This window comes from Lederbergia citri (assembly GCF_018343625.1).
Taxonomy (GTDB): Bacteria; Bacillota; Bacilli; order Bacillales; family Bacillaceae_C; genus Lederbergia; species Lederbergia citri.
On sequence record NZ_JAGYPG010000001.1, the window covers coordinates 1,124,278 to 1,140,515 of the forward strand.

Consider the following 16,238-nt stretch of genomic DNA (forward strand, 5'->3'; position numbering starts at 1 on the left):
CAATCATAACATAAAGAAGATGGAACATTAATTTTGTTATGCAGGATGACTTTCCAGTAAAATGAAGAAAAGAACTGGGAAGGTGATGAGGAAATGGATAAAAGACAACTTGGAAATTCTGATTTACGAGTTTCTAAAATGGGGCTAGGCTGTATGTCCATTGGGACTGATGTTAATAAAGCGCAAAAAATTATTGAAGCGGCACTTGATGCAGGAATTAATTACTTTGATACGGCCGACTTATATGACTACGGAGTAAACGAAGAAATTGTCGGTAAGACGCTATCAAATAAAAGAGAAGAAGTTGTTATCGCGACAAAGGTAGGAAATCGTTGGAATGAAAATAAAGATGGTTGGAGCTGGGATCCATCGAAGGCTTACATAAAAGAAGCTGTTAAAAAGAGCCTCCATAGACTTAAAACTGAATATATAGATTTATACCAACTTCACGGGGGAACGATTGAGGATCCTATCGATGAAACGATTCAAGCTTTTGAAGAATTGAAAGAAGAAGGCTTTATTCGTTATTATGGCATATCTTCGATTCGTCCTAATGTAATCCGTAAATATGTGAGAGATTCATCGATTATTAGCAATATGATGCAATATAGTTTATTAGATAGGCGCCCGGAAGCAGTGATGCCACTTTTAAAAGAAAGTAATATTAGTATCGTTACAAGGGGCTCGGTCGCAAAAGGTATTTTAAGCGATAAGACACTTGGAGCAATTGAAGCAGGCACCTTTAATGCAAAAGCATATCTTGATTATTCTACTGAAGAAATAAAAGATTTGATAGAAAGTATTAAAGCTAAACTTTTACCCCATTCACGTTCTTTAAATGAGGTCGCCCTTCAATTTAATTTAGCCCATGAGACTATTGCATCTGTCGTAACGGGTGCCAGCTCAGTTGAACAATTACTTGATAATATAAGAGCTGTTAACTCCAAACCACTATCAAAAGAAGAGTTTGGGTATTTAGAAATGATTACGAAAAAGAGCAATTATACCGAACATATATAATTTTTAAAATATTTCGTTCACCATTTTTCTAAACATTTCTACAATGTTATTGACTTTTCTGCCTATAGGCGGATGACCTTTACGGGACTTTCAAACTATTTACAACTCATATTACTATACTCCGACAAAATCATACTCAATAATGACTATTATTACAGCTTGAAGTATACATTTGTCATCGACATTTTTTTTGCGACTATGACTTTTGTAATGTCTATAATGATTCATGAATACAATTAATTTTGATTAGATAAAGGCAAATCTGATCGAAAGTCAGATACGCAAAGCCACAGGCCTAAGGTTTTTTATCAACTACGGCAGCTGGGTTACCTAAATACTATATGTATTTTAGGAGGTCATTATGCGGAAAGCGGTTATAGTTAAGCATGAACAGTTTGATGAGGAATGGGTAGAGCTCATATTAGCTGCACTACATGCAGGCATAAGTCCTGAAAGTATTAGAGAGTTTTTTCAAATTCACAAACGAAATCAGCAGTAGTATCGTTACGCTTCTTTCAGACTATTTTTTAAAAAAATAATGAAAAAATTTTTCGACTAAGAGTGTTCTAAATATGAAACAAACCTTCGTTATATGGTATAATTTGCTGTAAGGAAGGTGAAGATTCACATGATTGGCGAACGTTTACGTGAATATAGAAAACAGAAAAAAATGTCACTATCTGAATTAGCGGAAAAAGCAGGGGTTGCTAAATCGTATTTGAGTTCTATTGAACGAAATATCCAATCCAACCCTTCCATCCATTTCTTGGAGAAAGTATCGGAAGTGTTAGGTATATCCGTGAATACTTTGCTTCATGAGAAACAAGAAGGAGAAATCGGTTTAGATTCCGACTGGGAGGAACTTGTTCGAGAAGCAATGTCGTCCGGAGTGTCTAAAGAAGAGTTTCGCGAATTTCTAGAGTTTAATAAATGGAAAATGGGAAATAAATGATGCAATAAAAGCGACTGGCGATCCGTTCAGCGCCGTACAAACTTTTTAAGCTTCTGACTTATGCTGAAAGTTTGCTAGTCTCTAGGCGTCTAGAGCTAGACAGGAAGAACACCAGCCCCGAAGTAATTTTATGTAAAAATTTATACTTTTTCTACTAAAAAATACAAACCATGGCTTGAGAAAAATCAAGCCATGGTTTATTTAATATGCGTCCGGAATTATTTGTTCATCCAATATTAAATCGGGTTCTGTAGATGAAATTTTCTCTTCAACGGAATATCCGGCGGCAACTTCTTTTAATACGAGAGCAGGTTTTGTAACATCAATGACCGCTCGGTCTGAAATGATTGATCTACAACTTGTTCCTTAACATTCTTATCTCGCAGTGCCAAGATCATATTTTCAGGTATTCCACACAAACCAAATCCCCCTACCATGATAGTAGATCCATCTTGAATATCATGAATGGCTCCATGAAAGGATGTGTATACTTTTTTCATTTTTCCATCCTCCTTTATGATCCTCCTGCGTTTGTGTCTTTCAAAAGATTGATTTATTCCTTATAATAGATATGAATGAAACCTTTATTTAACAATTAACGTAATTCATTTATATAGAAAAAGTTTGGGATAGGAGTAGATGCAGCATGAAACCTGTTTTTACGTTTTTTCTCGGTATGTTTACCGCTGCGGCAACCATTTTGCTTTGGGTCATTTTATTTAATGGTTTCATTTTAGGACTCGTACCTTCTACCGTCTCTGCATTGCTAGCAGGTGGCCTTACATTCTTTGGGATAAAACTATATTCTGATCGTAAATTTTTGAAAAAAAATAAATTGACGAGAAAAGAATATGTTTATATACAAAAAAACCTAGATGAAGCAAAGAAAAAAATCAGCAGACTACAAAAAGCATTTTTTTCTGTTAGAACGATGGGTGCTTTTAAGCAGTTATATGAACTAAGTAAATTATCAAAACGGATGTATTCCATCATCCATAAAGACCCTAGACGTTTTTATCAGTCTGAGCGTTTCTTCTTCTATCATCTTGATTCAGTAGTGGAGCTCTCAGAAAAATATGCCATGCTCGCCGCCCAGCCTGTAAAAAATGAAAAAATGTATATTTCACTTAAGGAAACCCAAAGCACATTGGAAGATTTGAGTGAATCAATCAAAAAAGATATTTATCATGTACTTTCATCAGATATTGATGATTTAAATTTTGAATTAGATGTTGCAAAGCATTCTTTAAAAAAATTAGAATATAACCCTCTCGACGATGAAAGGAGAAAGAAATAAATGAGTGAACAAAACAAAAATACTGAAACGGTGTTAAAAACTGACTTTTCAAGCCTTGACGATCTACTGGCCAATCCATTTGGTGAACAAGAGATCGTGCCGATAAAGCAGGAACAAGTACAAGAAGAGGTAAAGCCTGTAAGACTTGTCGACAGCCTACCTGAAGAAAATCGAAAGCGGGCCCTTGAGCTCGCTAAACAGATTGATCCTGCCAACCATCAAGCAGTTATTGCTTACGGAACTCATGCCCAATCCCAATTATTGAATTTTTCGAGCTCCATGCTTGATCATGTGCAAAGTAAGGACATTGGTCCAATTGGTGATATTTTAAATGACTTAATGAACAAACTACGAGACGTGAATCCGGATGAACTTTCACCTGAAAAAAAGAATTTTTTCTCGAAGATGTTTGGGAAAATTTCCAATTCCATTCAAGAGGTAATGTCTAAATATCAAAAAACGGGAGCACAAATTGACAGGATCACGGTGAAATTGAATCAATCAAAGCAGACATTGATTGATGATTTAAAGATGCTTGAACAATTATATGAGAAAAATAAGGAATACTTTCATGCTTTGAATATTTATATTGCAGCAGGAGAGTTAAAAATTGAAGAATTGACGACTAAGACGATTCCGGAGTTAAAGCAAAAAGCTGAAGCTTCCGGTGATCAAATGACGTATCAAGAAGTCAATGATATGATTCAATTTGCAGATCGTCTTGATAAAAGGCTCTACGATTTAAAATTAAGCAGACAGATTACAATCCAAAGTGCTCCACAAATTAGAATGATTCAAAATACGAATCAGGCACTTGCAGAAAAAATTCAAACTTCGATTATGACAGCCATTCCGCTTTGGAAAAATCAAATTGCGATTGCATTGACTCTTATTCGTCAGCGGCAGGCTGTCGAAGCGCAGAAACAAGTTTCTAAAACAACAAATGATTTACTTCTAAAAAATGCAGAAATGTTAAAAACAAATACAATTGAAACAGCAAGAGAAAATGAACGTGGACTTGTCGACATTGAAACATTGAAAAAGACACAGTCTAATTTGATTACAACTCTTGAAGAAACAATCAAAATTCAACAAGAAGGACGTGCGAAACGCGCCCAAGCAGAGCAAGAACTTGTTTCTATGGAGAACGAGTTGAAGGAAAAATTACTCAGATTAACGTAATGCCTAAGGAATTAATATCAAAAAAATAGACTTGTTCCCTTAAAATAATGGAACAAGTCTATTTTTTTGCTGATGAAGTGTAACTTGTTGTTTTCTTGTCGGCGTAAGGCATTCTTGTAATGACAATGGGATCTTTTAAATTAGTGTTGGGAATTTGTTGTGGTTCCAGACCACTTGGCATATATTCAATATTCTTGGCTTCTGGCGGAAGAGGGATATAAACAGAGTCCATGATAATGATTTTTTGTTGATACTGTTTGCTTTTTGTTTCCTGTGCTACTTCAGTATTGCTACAAGCAAATAAAGTAATGCTTAGCATAAAAATGAGTGTACATAATATTATCTTTTCCATATCACCATCCCCTTTATATCTAGTTTATATAAACGACTAAACAAAATTCACCTTGTTTAACCTATGTGAAATCGGACATAAGCTATTACTCTTCTCATATTTTAAAGTAATTGGTTTTTTAATTCTTTTATGGGAGGAATCGGATTGGTTTTACCAGAAAAGGTGACAATCATTGAGGTAGGGCCACGAGATGGATTACAAAATGAAAATCATTTTATCGATACTGAGACTAAGAAAAAATTCATTCAGAAATTGGTATTCGCGGGTGTCCAGGAGATGGAAATCACCTCTTTCGTTTCTCCAAAATGGATTCCGCAAATGAAGGACGCTGCCTCGATTGTCATCTCTCGTCCTCGAGGTATTCGGAGTATTGTTTTAGTTCCAAATCGAAAAGGGATTGAAAAATTGTTAGGAACTGATTGTAAAAATGCTGCAATTTTCATTGGCGTTAGTAATAGTTTTAATAGGAAAAATGTAAATAAAACAACTAAGGATAGTATGGAGGAATTAATCCCGATTATTACGGACTTAAAGACTAAAGGCTTTTTTATCCGCGCTTGCATTTCTACTGCCTTTTATTGCCCATACGAAGGAAAAATTCCGATAGAAGATACAATAAAGCTTTGTCGGGAATTCGCTGCAGTCGGAGTCGATGAACTTAGTGTTGCGGATACAATCGGAATGGCGACTCCTGCGGAATCTTTTTTACTTTTTTCCGAGCTAAAGAGGGTGTTTCCCTCTGTTATGATTGCTGCACATTTTCACGATACGCGAAAAATGGCGCTTGCTAATATTTATACTGCCCTTCAAGCTGGAATCGACCGTTTTGACTCTTCTGCCGGAGGGATAGGCGGTTGCCCTTTCGCACCAGGAGCGAGCGGCAATGTTGCTACTGAAGATGTGGTATATATGCTCGAACGAATGGGGATTGAAACCGGAATTAACCTTGAGAAACTTTTTGATGCGATTGATGTAATCGCCCCTCACCTATCGAGAGAGATTGAATCTGGTTATTATCGGCTTACTAAAAAAGCTAAGGACAAAATGTAATAGGTGAATAGTAGGATTTGACACACATCAGATAATGATTGTTGCTTCCACTTCAAAATCGTAATCATGATCGTATTTGCTTAATTTTAAATGCAGGATCGCGATGTAACTATGCGATATTTTATTTCATCGCGAATCCTATTAATTCTCGATGAAACTCAGCCCATTTCCGATTTCATCGATTATTCCGTATTAATTCTCGACGAAACTTATCTCATTTCTGTTTTCATCGATTATCCCGCCTTAATTCTCGACGAAACCCAGCCCATTTCTGATTTCATCGATTATTCCGCCTTAATTCTCGACGAAACTTATCTCACTTCTGTTTTCATCGATTATTCTGCATTAATTCTCGATGATATCCAACCCATTTCCGATTTCACCGCTAATTCCACATTAATTCTCGACGAAACTCAGCATTCTTCCATTTAAATCGTGAATGACGCCTTAAAATTGAGCCCCTTCAGTCCGATACGACGTTGCAGCCCATTCGTCCATTTAATATTTGCCCTGGGCTTGATAAGCGAAATGATTGAGTTTCCTGAGAGAAATCAATTTTCAATTCTTCATCGAAAAAAATAGCTTTTGATTTTTCTATATACACGTTCACTTTATCGGTTCCGATTAATATATCCTCTGCATGTAAATCTTGTTCACGAATTAATTGCAATGTAGGAACACCACTAACAGTACATCCACAGCCGTCCGTTTCATATTTCAGCTTTAAGATTAAATTTTGACCGTCGATATTCTGCTCAATTTTCCGTGCAGCTTCTTCTGTAATTGAAATTCTCATTATGTTCTCTCCCTTCTTTTCATCCATTTTAGCACATGCCTCATTCAGTGAGGTTGCATTTCCTCTTCTTTCCTTCTACTATAAAATAGGAATAGTTTTTTACAAGGGGGATACTAATTTGGAAAAAGTACAAATTAAAGTAATGGATAACGGCTCTTATCGAGTATCTGGAGACGTTGAACTAATTGATGTTGACGGTAATGTATTTGAAACAAAACAAGTATTTTCTTTATGCCGCTGTGGTCTTTCCAGTCGCAAACCGTTTTGTGACGGAACGCATAAAGGGAATTTTGAATCATGCGTCCGCGCTGAAAAAGTATTAAATGATTAACTGGGATGGCCCGCAGTCATTGCGGGTCTTTTTTATTCCATAATAACGATCTGATCAATCCTTTCAGCCGAGATCTTTACAACACGTCCATCCTGATCAACTACACGAAATTCTTTATTTATCGCATCAAAATAATGAATCCTTCCTAATATTTCTTCATAATGATGATTCATAAAATGTGTAATCATCACTTCTTTCCCGAATTCCATTGCCGCACCTGCTGTTTCATTTAGCATTTCTAATTTTTGTTCATCCAATTGCTTTAATTTTTCATGCGCGTCTTCTTCCGCCCATTTCCGAAGCATTGTAACATGCTCCGGAAGCATAAGCGAATTCCATTTTATACGACCACGATCCCGAATCATTCACGCACACCTTCCTTTTGCATAAGTTTTGCAATATTATGGTTTATGCTTTATGCCCTCCTACAAGAGCTGCCCTCTTCCTTGCCGTTCCTGCTTTCGTATAAGAAATTGCTCGTAATAAGGACACTCCTCCATGACGCCTGCGAATATGATCTACGGTGTAGCCAAGCTTTTTTTCGCTTACTTTTCTAGGTTCAAATAAATTTAATTGAACGTATTTGTCATCTGTCACATTCGATAATGCTATAGAAATTTGGCGTACGGTTTTTCCTGTGTAATGTGTTTCGAACAGCTGCAAACAGACACGATACAAATCCATCGTTGTATTTGTTGGTTCCTCCACTGAGTACGAACGTAAAAATCCACCGCCAAATTCTTTATCGCTATAGCCAATCCCGAGGCTAATGGTCCTTCCCGCCTTTTTACGCTCTCTTGCTCTCCGTGCCACTTCTTCACACATTTCGAGAATGACACAAATAATCTCCTCTTTATCTTTATAATCACGAAGTAAAATTTGACTTTTTCCAAAACTAATTTGTCCTTCTATAATCTGAGCACCTAATTCCGACAAATCTACTCCCCACGCATGGTAGTAAAGTTGATTCCCCATCACCCCGAATTTTTTCTCGAGCAAATGCAAATCAGAATGGGCAAGCTGTCCAACATTAAAAATCCCCATACTATTCAGTGTCCTTTCTACCCTTCTTCCGATCCCCCACATCTCCCTAAGTGGAGCCACTGGCCATAATTTTTCCGGAACATCTTCATAAGTCCATTCCGCAATACCCGTTTTTTTTGCTTCGAGGTCGAGACAAAGCTTGGAAAGAAGCATATTTGGTCCAATGCCAATGGAACATGTGAGCTGGAACTCCCGAAACAACTCATCTTTAATTTTCTCGGCAACTAAACGGGCATCTCCCCATAGATCACTCGTTCCGTCTATTTTGATAAAACTCTCGTCCACGCTATACACATGAATCGCTTCTTTCGGAACGTAACGATGAAAAAGATGCGTAATTTCAGTGGCAACCCGCAAATAAGTACTCATCTTTGCCTCGTCAAGCCGGATTCTGTCATCTTCCGGAATTTCAAAAAGCCTGGAACCTGTTTTAATTCCAAAATCTTTTTTCAAACGTGGGGATGCTGCGAGCACAACACTCCCAGGTTGTTTCAGATTTCCAACAACCGCAAGATGACATTTTAATGGATCATATCCAAGCATCACCGCCGAGCAGCTCGCATAAAAGCTTTTCATATCCACACATAATATTTTGTCATGTGGAAGCTTATTGTAATCCATGCTCATTATTCATGCCTCCTAATTAGAAAAGCGTAAGCGCCTTGTTCAGCCCCGACAAGCAAATGTTCTGAGACAATAAAAGTCCACTCTTTGACTTTTATTTGTCTCAGGTTATTTGACCTCGAGGGGCTAGGCGCTGAAGCTGGACAAAGAAAAGCGTAAGCACCTTAAAAGTGGAAGGAAGGCTAAAGACGCAACGTCCTGTCGCTTCGCCTGCACTAGTACATCCGTGTACGTCGCAACGCCTTCCTCACCCGCATCCTGCGGGCCTCCGACAAGCAAATGTTCTGAGACAATAAAAGTCCGCTCTTTGACTTTTATTTGTCGCTGGTTTATGACCTCGAGGGGCTAGGTGCTGAACCTAGATAGCGAAACGAACATCTGTTCTATTATTATATGCAATATATTAGCCGAAAGGACCTATTTTTTCAAATGGTACTTTTTTCTAAATAAAAAAAGAAAAAACCCATCCTTATATCCCTGGAGATATAAGATATGAGTTTATTTTTTAAAAAACGCTTTTCTACCTAAAGATTCTACAAGCCTTGGAGCTAATGTATGTAAGGTCGCCGTCCAATTCATCCAGCGCGGCATATTGATTTCACGATGATTTGTCAGCATAATGCTGACTATGTTGCTCGCAACCTTTTCAGGATCTAGGATAAATTGACCAAGGTTTTTAAGATATGATCCCTCGGGGTCGGCTTTTTGAAAAAAGTCCGTATGAATGGGTCCGGGATTAACCGCCGTTACAAATACACCGTACTGAGATAGTTCCATTCGCAAGCTGTTTGAAAAACCAAGTACTGCATGTTTCGTCGCAGCATATACACTTGATTTAGGCGTTGCGAGTTTTCCAGCTTGGGAAGCAATATTTATAATGTGACCGGATTTTCGTTTGCACATATGTGGGATGACTTCCCTTGTACATGCAATTAATCCGATTACGTTAACAGAAAACATGCCTTCCAAATCAGTAAGATTAATGTCAATTGCGTTGGAGAAAATCCCGTAACCGGCATTATTCACTAAGACGTCAATTTCCCCTTCTGTTTCATAAATACGTTTGAATACTGCGGATATTTGATCAGGGTTGGAAACATCGAGCGCCAAGCCCGGGCAGTTCACTCCATACTCGTCGTGAATCCGTTCTGATAGATGATTAAGTTTTTCGATGTTGCGGGCAAGTAAGATTAAATTAGCTCCATTTTGGGCACACAAATAAGCAATCTGCTCTCCAAGTCCCCCGGAAGCTCCTGTTATGACGACTGTTTTCCCTCTAATGCGTTCATTTTTCATCGTGACACACCATCAATTGCAGAAAAAAATGCAACACCATCATCATCCACTTGCTTCTTAATGAGATCAAGTGAGATTAAATAATCTAACTGGGCCGTTGATTCAGATAACGTTAATCCCAGTTCCTTTTGATACACGGCGGGAAAAAGTTCTTTCGTAATCGAAAAGGTCGTCAATTGACGGTTTTTCAATAATTCGAGTACCTGTAATGCCCGTTCATGCTGGCGCTGTAAGCGGCGTTTAACAAGCTCATGAACTCTCGGAATATCTGCCCCATGGCCTGTATAAGCAACACTAACATCCAACTCTAGAAGCTTTTCGAGCGATTCATTATATTGCAGCTGTGGCTTTGGCCGCTCAGAAGATGGTTCTAATGCTGGCTCAAGAAAAGGATTGGATGAGATTGTTGCAAGTAAATGGTCCCCTGACAGCATAACACCATCGTTTTCTCGGAAAAACGATAAATGACTCTGGGCATGTCCGGGCGTTTCAAGAACCGACCATTTTTCTAAACCAGGGATTTTATCCCCTTCCACTATTTCTTTCGCAAGCGGACCCGTACTACAATATTGAAGAGGAGACTTTAAAATATGTAACATTTTCTCCATATCCCCTCTCAAACCAAATTCCTTAAATAACCGTCTATAAAAATCATCATGTGCGGCGAAAAAAATAGAATCTTCTTCAATCCACGGGCGTACATATTTATGTCCGTAAATTGGCACTTCAGGCAACCATTCTAAAAACCCGACATGATCGGGGTGATGGTGAGTGAGCACAACCTGTTCAATATCTTCGGGCGTCAAACCGTGCTGAGCCAATTGAAAGGTAAAAGCCTCCCAAGCAGCATCTGTCTTCACTCCGGCATCGATGAGTGTTAACGCATCACCTTTTACAACATACACATTCACATCGCCAACGGCAAATGGGGTTGGCAATTCAAATTTTATAATTTTTTCTTCAAAACTAACCATTCTAATCCCTCAACTTAAAAGTAAGTAATTACAGTGTATCGATTAATGGCTAAAATGTCATTATATTCATCTTGAACTCAGAGTATTGAAAATATTTTTCTTGACAATTATCTATTCGATAATCATAATCATATATAATATTTTTCTAAATTGAGTAGATGCTTGGCAATTCCGCCAAGACGCTTTAATTAAATCGCGATGAACCGGGACTAGTAAAACTGAAATGATGCAAGAGATTGGAGTCCAAAGGCTGGAAGGCTCCGACATCCCCTTTTGGTTTGAACCTGCCTGGCGAGCTGTCAGAAAAACTGACCGTACTCCCGCGTTAAGGGCTTAAGATGATTGCCGCAACTGAAGGCAATCAATGAAGGTGGTACCACGGAAGCTATTCCCTTTCGTCCTTTTTATAGGATGAGAGGGTTTTTTTATCTCTCGGGACATTATAGAATGGAACTTTGAAAATAACTTTAAAGAGGGTAATTCCCGTCTAGCGACTAGCAAATTTTTGGTTTCTTCCTACACTATTTTACATCTGCTCACCCTAGTCTAGCAGCAGGTGCTTGCTAACGCTTTTGATCGAGTATTCCGTTTACCATATTGTTATTCTTCCATTTTCCTACTTTGTTGATTGTAGCAGAATCAACATAAACATTTAAAAGGAGGGCTACTGATGAAGATATCATTTATTGGAGCTGGCTCTATAGCAGAAGCAATGATTGAAGGGCTAATCGCAAAAAACATATGCAATCGCGAAGACATCTTCATAACCAATCGAAGTAATAAATTGAAAATGACAGAACTAAAAGAAAAGTACGGGATTTGTACCACTTATGATATGAATAAGCTTGTCCGTGATGTGGACATCATTATTTTTGCGGTAAAGCCAAAAGATGCTACCGAAGCGTTGGAAAGAATCAGTCCATTTATCAGCGAAAATTCTTTCCTTGTTTCCGTTATGGCTGGGATTTCCATTGAGTTTATTACGGATAAACTAAAAACCACCTGTGCTATTGCACGAACCATGCCAAATACGTCTGCTAGCGTCGGCAAATCCGCAACTGCCATTACCTTTAACCCTTTTGTTTCAAATCGTCAGAGGGTGTTGGCACTTTCTATTTTTTCTGCGATTGGAATTACAGAAGAAGTGGAAGAAAGTCAGATGGATGCTATTACTGCACTCTCAGGAAGCGGTCCCGCATATTTTTATTATTTTGTGGAAGCGATGGAACGTGCTGCAGAACAGTTTGGCTTGGAAAAAGACACTTCCAATAAACTTATTATCCAAACATTATTAGGCGCGGCCGAAATGCTATCCGCATCAGGGAAAAAAGCGGAAGAGCTGAGACGTGAAGTGACAAGTCCTGGAGGAACAACGGAAGCTGGTCTTACTGTTCTCCAAGAAGCAGAATTACAGGAAGTTTTCATTGAATGTATTCATGCTGCCGCACGGCAATCAAAACAATTGGGAATGATGTACGAATCCAATATCACTTGATGTAAAAGCCTCACAAATGCAAAAAATGCCTTCATCTTGCTATAATAGAGCGAAAGCATAATAGGAGGCAAAAAAATGTCTGTAAAACTGTTTACACCTTTTACGATTAAAAATATTACGATAAAAAATAGGATTGTCATGTCACCAATGTGCATGTATTCCTGTTTCAATGAGGATGGTATGGTTAACGATTGGCACTATACTCATTATACAAGCCGTGCTGTTGGGCAAGTAGGATTAATAATTGTTGAGGCAACAGCTGTTACACCACAAGGACGAATTAGCCCTCAGGATTTGGGAATTTGGAGTGACGATCATATTGAAGGGCTTACTAAGCTTACTAAAATGATCGAAGCCCATGGTGCTGTCAGCGGAATCCAAATTGCCCATGCAGGCCGAAAAGCAGTGCTTGATGGGGAAATCATCGCACCAAGTGCCATTCCTTTTAATGAAAGCATGAAAACACCAAAGGAAATGAGCATAGATGAAATAAATGAGACGATTGCAGCATTTGGAAAAGCCGCAGAGAGAGCAAAAAAAGCAGGCTTTAAAGTAATCGAAATTCATGCTGCACATGGATATCTTATCAATGAATTCCTCTCTCCGCTCACAAATGAGCGCAGCGATGAGTATGGAGGCAACCTGGAAAATCGTTATCGCTTCTTAAGTGACATTATCGAGGAAGTGAAATCTGTTTGGGAAGGTCCTTTATTCGTTCGTGTTTCAGCGAATGATTACAGCGAAGGAGGACTAACGCCAGACGACTATGTCACGATAGCCCAGTGGATGAAAGAACAAGAGATTGACTTAGTAGATGTTAGTTCAGGTGCTGTAGTTCCTGCACATATCCACGCATTTCCAGGCTACCAAGTTCCATTTGCGGATCAAATTAAAAAAGAAGCAAATATCCCAACTGGTTCAGTAGGATTGATTACAAATGGAACTCAAGCGGAGGAAATTTTGCAAAATGAACGAGCGGACTTAGTTTTTATAGCTCGCGCACTCTTACGTGACCCTTACTGGCCACGAACAGCAGCAAAAGAACTAAAATATGAATTGGAAGCTCCTGAACAATATCGACGAGGCTGGATGAGTTAAATTTTATGCGGGGCGATCGACAGTTCTAGGAAATCATACGCCATATTCGTGTTAGGAAAAATAGCCTTTGCTTCTTCTGTAAGCTCATTCCAATTTTCCTTAAGATAACGTGAACTAATATGATTTAAATATAGGGTATTTGCTTGTGCATTCAAGGCGATTTTCGCTGCTTGGACGGTTGTTGAATGAAAATAATCTCTAGCCATCTCTTCACTATCGGCAGAAAAAGTGGCTTCATGAACTACTACATCTGCTCTTGAAGCTAGAATGAGTGCATTTTCACAAGGGCGTGTGTCACCAAGAATGCAAATAACCCTCCCTTTTAGGTCAGGTCCCAAATAATTGTTTCCATTTATCACTCTTCCATCATCGAGAGCAATCATTTCGCCTTTCTTGAGGCGCTTATAAATTGGTCCAGGCAATATGCCGTCGGAACGAAGACGCTCAGCATCAAGCGTACCCTTTTTATCTTTTTCTGTAATACGGAATCCGAAGCTAGCAATTCCATGATCGAGCAGTAAAGTCTCAACCATAAACTGCTCATCTTCGAAAATAACCCCCTCTTCCATCTCGATGATGGTTAAAGGGTATTTTAAATGGGTTTGACTTATTTTGAGAGAAACGTCGACATATTCACGAATGCCTTTCGGTCCATAAATCGTAAGTTCTGTTTCTCCGCCTTGGAAAGAACGGCTTCCTAGTAATCCTGGCAAGCCAAATATATGATCTCCATGTAGATGAGTAATAAAAATTTTTTCGATTTTTCTAGGTTTTAATGAAGTATGTAAAATTTGGTGTTGGGTCGCTTCACCACAATCAAAAAGCCATATAGAATTTCTCTCTTCCAACAGCATTAATGCCAAAGAAGAGACATTCCTAGGCTTTGCTGGTACTCCCGCACCAGTTCCGAGAAAGAGTAATCTCATATTAGCCCTCCATATAAATAATACTTATTTTATCATAATTATGAGAAGCTATTGTAAAATAGATACTTGACTAATCGTCTTTTTTCAGAATAATTGGTAAGATAGGGTATAATCAACACATTGGAAAAGTTTACGAAGGAAAAGAGAGGTTTTCATAATGATTCAATCTGAAACACCCGCATCGCTTATAATGATTTTCGGCGCAACTGGAGATTTAGCCAAAAGGAAGCTATATCCTTCCCTTTTTCACCTTTTTAGAAAAGGGAAATTATCGGAGCATTTTGCGGTCATTGGTGTGGCAAGACGCCCATGGTCCGATGAAGTCTTGAGAGAACATGTTAGAGACTCTGTTCTAACATCAATAAAAGATGCGGAGAATATAGAAGAATTTGTTTCTCATTTTTATTATAAACCTCATGATGTCAGCGACTCACAATCATACATACAATTAAAAGCACTCGCTAATGAACTCGACCAAAAATATTGTCTAGAAGGGAACAGAGTCTTCTATCTTGCAATGGCTCCAGAATTTTTTGGTACGATTGCTGAGCATTTAAAAACTGACGGATTAACGGATACGAATGGCTTCCATAGGCTCGTTATTGAAAAACCATTTGGGCACGACCTTGAATCTGCCATTGAATTAAATAAAAGAATTCGAAACGTCTTTTCTGAAAATGATATTTATCGAATTGATCATTATCTTGGAAAAGAAATGGTTCAAAATATTGAAGTGATTCGCTTTGCCAATGCTATTTTTGAACCTCTATGGAATAATCGTTTCATCTCGAATATCCAAATAACATCAAGTGAAATGTTAGGTGTAGAAGAACGCGGCGGGTATTATGAAACGAGTGGTGCTCTGCGTGATATGGTGCAAAACCATATGCTGCAAATGGTAGCCCTTCTTGCTATGGAACCGCCGATTCGTCTTACACCGAAAGAAATTCGCAGTGAAAAAGTAAAAGTGCTGGGTGCGCTTCGCTCTATTGAGCAAGATGAAATCCCTCAATATTTCGTTAGGGGTCAATATGGTCCTGGAGAGATTAATGGAGAAAAAGTAATTGGATATCGCGAGGAGCAAAATGTAAATAAAGAATCGAATACCGATACTTACGTAGCTGGGAAGTTAATGATTGATAATTTCCGCTGGGCTGGTGTTCCATTTTATATTCGAACTGGCAAAAGAATGACGGCAAAATCAACGAAGATCGTGATTCAATTTAAAGATATCCCAATGAATCTTTATTACAAGTCGGAAAAGAATTTAGATCCAAATCTTCTCGTCATTCATATACAGCCGGAAGAAGGAATCACCCTTCATTTAAATGCTAAGGACACAGGACAAATGATGGAAACAACACCAGTAAAGCTTAATTTTTCAAATAATCATGCACCAGGTCTTAATACTCCTGAAGCATATGAAAAACTTTTATTTGATTGCCTCAGAGGTGATGCAACAAACTTCACACACTGGGATGAAGTTGCTCTATCCTGGAGCTTTGTAGACAAAATCAGCCATAATTGGGAAAGTGAAAAAGCGGACTTTCCAAATTATAGCGCTGGTACTATGGGTCCAACAGCAGCTGATGAACTGCTTGAAAAAGATGGATTTTCATGGTGGCCTGTTACTGATCTTGATGTCAACGATTGCTAATAATAAAAACTTGAGCGCCTGTTAAAGGACGCTCAGGCCCACAGGATGTGGGTCCGTCGATGAAGACATAAGGACGTGGAAGATCTTAGTCGACGTTCTTCTTTAGGATTCCTGAAATATTAAAGAAACACGACGTGGTTGGAA

18 protein-coding genes, 1 pseudogene and 1 riboswitch are annotated in these 16,238 nt (G+C 38.4%); of the genes and pseudogenes, 11 read left to right on the forward strand and 8 right to left on the reverse strand.

Going from position 1 to position 16,238, the window contains the following annotated elements; genetic code table 11:
* Positions 1 to 93 precede the first annotated feature (93 nt).
* The 3 genes from KHA97_RS05695 (at position 94) to KHA97_RS05705 (ending at position 1,972) form a co-directional block, all read left to right on the forward strand.
* Positions 94 to 1,020, forward strand: coding sequence for an aldo/keto reductase (locus KHA97_RS05695; RefSeq protein ID WP_213123736.1), 927 nt, complete (start codon positions 94 to 96; stop codon positions 1,018 to 1,020).
* Positions 1,021 to 1,265: 245 nt separating this feature from the next.
* A riboswitch (cyclic di-GMP riboswitch) is annotated at positions 1,266 to 1,354 on the forward strand.
* A gap of 27 nt (positions 1,355 to 1,381) precedes the next feature.
* Positions 1,382 to 1,519 (forward strand): anti-repressor SinI family protein, encoded by a 138-nt coding sequence (locus KHA97_RS05700; RefSeq protein ID WP_213123737.1) that lies wholly within the window; start codon positions 1,382 to 1,384, stop codon positions 1,517 to 1,519.
* Between the two features lie 129 nt (positions 1,520 to 1,648).
* Complete coding sequence (locus KHA97_RS05705; RefSeq protein ID WP_213123738.1) at positions 1,649 to 1,972, forward strand: helix-turn-helix domain-containing protein; 324 nt, start codon at positions 1,649 to 1,651, stop codon at positions 1,970 to 1,972.
* Between the two features lie 353 nt (positions 1,973 to 2,325).
* Here KHA97_RS05705 and KHA97_RS05710 read toward each other — a convergent pair.
* Positions 2,326 to 2,472: pseudogene (locus KHA97_RS05710) on the reverse strand (CoA-transferase); the annotation flags it as partial.
* A gap of 146 nt (positions 2,473 to 2,618) precedes the next feature.
* Here KHA97_RS05710 and KHA97_RS05715 point away from each other — a divergent pair.
* Positions 2,619 to 3,269 (forward strand): 5-bromo-4-chloroindolyl phosphate hydrolysis family protein, encoded by a 651-nt coding sequence (locus KHA97_RS05715; RefSeq protein ID WP_213123740.1) that lies wholly within the window; start codon positions 2,619 to 2,621, stop codon positions 3,267 to 3,269.
* Entirely contained in the window at positions 3,270 to 4,451 is a 1,182-nt protein-coding gene (locus tag KHA97_RS05720) for a toxic anion resistance protein (RefSeq protein WP_213123741.1), read from the forward strand.
* A 58-nt stretch (positions 4,452 to 4,509) separates the two neighbouring features.
* Here the strand turns inward: KHA97_RS05720 and KHA97_RS05725 are convergent, their stop codons facing one another.
* Positions 4,510 to 4,803 (reverse strand): hypothetical protein, encoded by a 294-nt coding sequence (locus tag KHA97_RS05725; protein ID WP_213123742.1) that lies wholly within the window; start codon positions 4,801 to 4,803, stop codon positions 4,510 to 4,512.
* 138 nt (positions 4,804 to 4,941) lie between these two features.
* Between KHA97_RS05725 and KHA97_RS05730 the strand changes: the two genes are divergently transcribed.
* Together KHA97_RS05730 and KHA97_RS05735 are read left to right on the forward strand one after the other, a co-directional pair.
* Positions 4,942 to 5,853 (forward strand): hydroxymethylglutaryl-CoA lyase, encoded by a 912-nt coding sequence (locus KHA97_RS05730; RefSeq protein ID WP_213124326.1) that lies wholly within the window; start codon positions 4,942 to 4,944, stop codon positions 5,851 to 5,853.
* A gap of 111 nt (positions 5,854 to 5,964) precedes the next feature.
* A complete protein-coding gene (locus KHA97_RS05735; protein ID WP_213123743.1) occupies positions 5,965 to 6,285 on the forward strand; it encodes a hypothetical protein in 321 nt (106 codons plus the stop codon).
* Positions 6,286 to 6,316: 31 nt separating this feature from the next.
* Here the strand turns inward: KHA97_RS05735 and KHA97_RS05740 are convergent, their stop codons facing one another.
* Entirely contained in the window at positions 6,317 to 6,649 is a 333-nt protein-coding gene (locus KHA97_RS05740) for an iron-sulfur cluster biosynthesis family protein (RefSeq protein ID WP_213123744.1), read from the reverse strand.
* 118 nt (positions 6,650 to 6,767) lie between these two features.
* Between KHA97_RS05740 and KHA97_RS05745 the strand changes: the two genes are divergently transcribed.
* Positions 6,768 to 6,980, forward strand: coding sequence for a CDGSH iron-sulfur domain-containing protein (locus tag KHA97_RS05745; protein WP_213123745.1), 213 nt, complete (start codon positions 6,768 to 6,770; stop codon positions 6,978 to 6,980).
* Positions 6,981 to 7,012: 32 nt separating this feature from the next.
* Here KHA97_RS05745 and KHA97_RS05750 read toward each other — a convergent pair whose 3' ends face one another.
* The 4 genes from KHA97_RS05750 to KHA97_RS05765 all read right to left on the reverse strand — a co-directional run bounded on the left by KHA97_RS05750 (position 7,013) and on the right by KHA97_RS05765 (position 10,918).
* Positions 7,013 to 7,345, reverse strand: coding sequence for a YolD-like family protein (locus tag KHA97_RS05750; RefSeq protein ID WP_213123746.1), 333 nt, complete (start codon positions 7,343 to 7,345; stop codon positions 7,013 to 7,015).
* 43 nt (positions 7,346 to 7,388) lie between these two features.
* Positions 7,389 to 8,651 carry a Y-family DNA polymerase gene (locus tag KHA97_RS05755; RefSeq protein WP_233713310.1) on the reverse strand — a complete coding sequence of 421 codons (1,263 nt, stop codon included), beginning with the start codon at positions 8,649 to 8,651 and terminating at the stop codon, positions 7,389 to 7,391.
* A 495-nt stretch (positions 8,652 to 9,146) separates the two neighbouring features.
* Entirely contained in the window at positions 9,147 to 9,944 is a 798-nt protein-coding gene (locus KHA97_RS05760) for an SDR family NAD(P)-dependent oxidoreductase (protein WP_213123747.1), read from the reverse strand.
* The gene (locus KHA97_RS05765; protein WP_213123748.1) at positions 9,941 to 10,918 is read right to left on the reverse strand and encodes an MBL fold metallo-hydrolase; all 978 of its coding nucleotides are present in this window, start codon (positions 10,916 to 10,918) and stop codon (positions 9,941 to 9,943) included. Before KHA97_RS05765 ends, KHA97_RS05760 begins: the two co-directional genes overlap by 4 nt.
* A gap of 670 nt (positions 10,919 to 11,588) precedes the next feature.
* Here KHA97_RS05765 and proC point away from each other — a divergent pair.
* Together proC and namA are read left to right on the forward strand one after the other, a co-directional pair.
* Positions 11,589 to 12,413 carry a pyrroline-5-carboxylate reductase gene (gene proC, locus KHA97_RS05770; protein WP_213123749.1) on the forward strand — a complete coding sequence of 275 codons (825 nt, stop codon included), beginning with the start codon at positions 11,589 to 11,591 and terminating at the stop codon, positions 12,411 to 12,413.
* A 75-nt stretch (positions 12,414 to 12,488) separates the two neighbouring features.
* A complete protein-coding gene (gene namA / locus KHA97_RS05775) occupies positions 12,489 to 13,511 on the forward strand; it encodes an NADPH dehydrogenase NamA (RefSeq protein ID WP_213123750.1) in 1,023 nt (340 codons plus the stop codon).
* Here namA and rnz read toward each other — a convergent pair.
* Positions 13,508 to 14,437, reverse strand: coding sequence for a ribonuclease Z (gene rnz / locus KHA97_RS05780; RefSeq protein WP_213123751.1), 930 nt, complete (start codon positions 14,435 to 14,437; stop codon positions 13,508 to 13,510). The genes namA and rnz overlap by 4 nt on opposite strands.
* A 157-nt stretch (positions 14,438 to 14,594) precedes the next feature.
* Here rnz and zwf point away from each other — a divergent pair, with 157 nt between their 5' ends.
* On the forward strand, positions 14,595 to 16,094 hold the full coding sequence (gene zwf / locus KHA97_RS05785) for a glucose-6-phosphate dehydrogenase (RefSeq protein ID WP_213123752.1): 1,500 nt from the start codon (positions 14,595 to 14,597) through the stop codon (positions 16,092 to 16,094).
* Positions 16,095 to 16,238 lie beyond the last annotated feature (144 nt).

Coding starts and splice junctions, on each gene's coding strand:
- KHA97_RS05755 (WP_233713310.1), bottom strand. CDS start 8,651: ATGAGCATGGATTACAATAAGCTTCCACATGACAAAATATTATGTGTG.
- rnz (WP_213123751.1), bottom strand. CDS start 14,437: ATGAGATTACTCTTTCTCGGAACTGGTGCGGGAGTACCAGCAAAGCCT.
- KHA97_RS05705 (WP_213123738.1), top strand. CDS start 1,649: ATGATTGGCGAACGTTTACGTGAATATAGAAAACAGAAAAAAATGTCA.
- KHA97_RS05700 (WP_213123737.1), top strand. CDS start 1,382: ATGCGGAAAGCGGTTATAGTTAAGCATGAACAGTTTGATGAGGAATGG.
- KHA97_RS05715 (WP_213123740.1), top strand. CDS start 2,619: ATGAAACCTGTTTTTACGTTTTTTCTCGGTATGTTTACCGCTGCGGCA.
- KHA97_RS05740 (WP_213123744.1), bottom strand. CDS start 6,649: ATGAGAATTTCAATTACAGAAGAAGCTGCACGGAAAATTGAGCAGAAT.
- KHA97_RS05750 (WP_213123746.1), bottom strand. CDS start 7,345: ATGATTCGGGATCGTGGTCGTATAAAATGGAATTCGCTTATGCTTCCG.
- KHA97_RS05695 (WP_213123736.1), top strand. CDS start 94: ATGGATAAAAGACAACTTGGAAATTCTGATTTACGAGTTTCTAAAATG.
- proC (WP_213123749.1), top strand. CDS start 11,589: ATGAAGATATCATTTATTGGAGCTGGCTCTATAGCAGAAGCAATGATT.
- namA (WP_213123750.1), top strand. CDS start 12,489: ATGTCTGTAAAACTGTTTACACCTTTTACGATTAAAAATATTACGATA.
- KHA97_RS05725 (WP_213123742.1), bottom strand. CDS start 4,803: ATGGAAAAGATAATATTATGTACACTCATTTTTATGCTAAGCATTACT.
- KHA97_RS05760 (WP_213123747.1), bottom strand. CDS start 9,944: ATGAAAAATGAACGCATTAGAGGGAAAACAGTCGTCATAACAGGAGCT.
- zwf (WP_213123752.1), top strand. CDS start 14,595: ATGATTCAATCTGAAACACCCGCATCGCTTATAATGATTTTCGGCGCA.
- KHA97_RS05735 (WP_213123743.1), top strand. CDS start 5,965: ATGCGATATTTTATTTCATCGCGAATCCTATTAATTCTCGATGAAACT.
- KHA97_RS05765 (WP_213123748.1), bottom strand. CDS start 10,918: ATGGTTAGTTTTGAAGAAAAAATTATAAAATTTGAATTGCCAACCCCA.
- KHA97_RS05720 (WP_213123741.1), top strand. CDS start 3,270: ATGAGTGAACAAAACAAAAATACTGAAACGGTGTTAAAAACTGACTTT.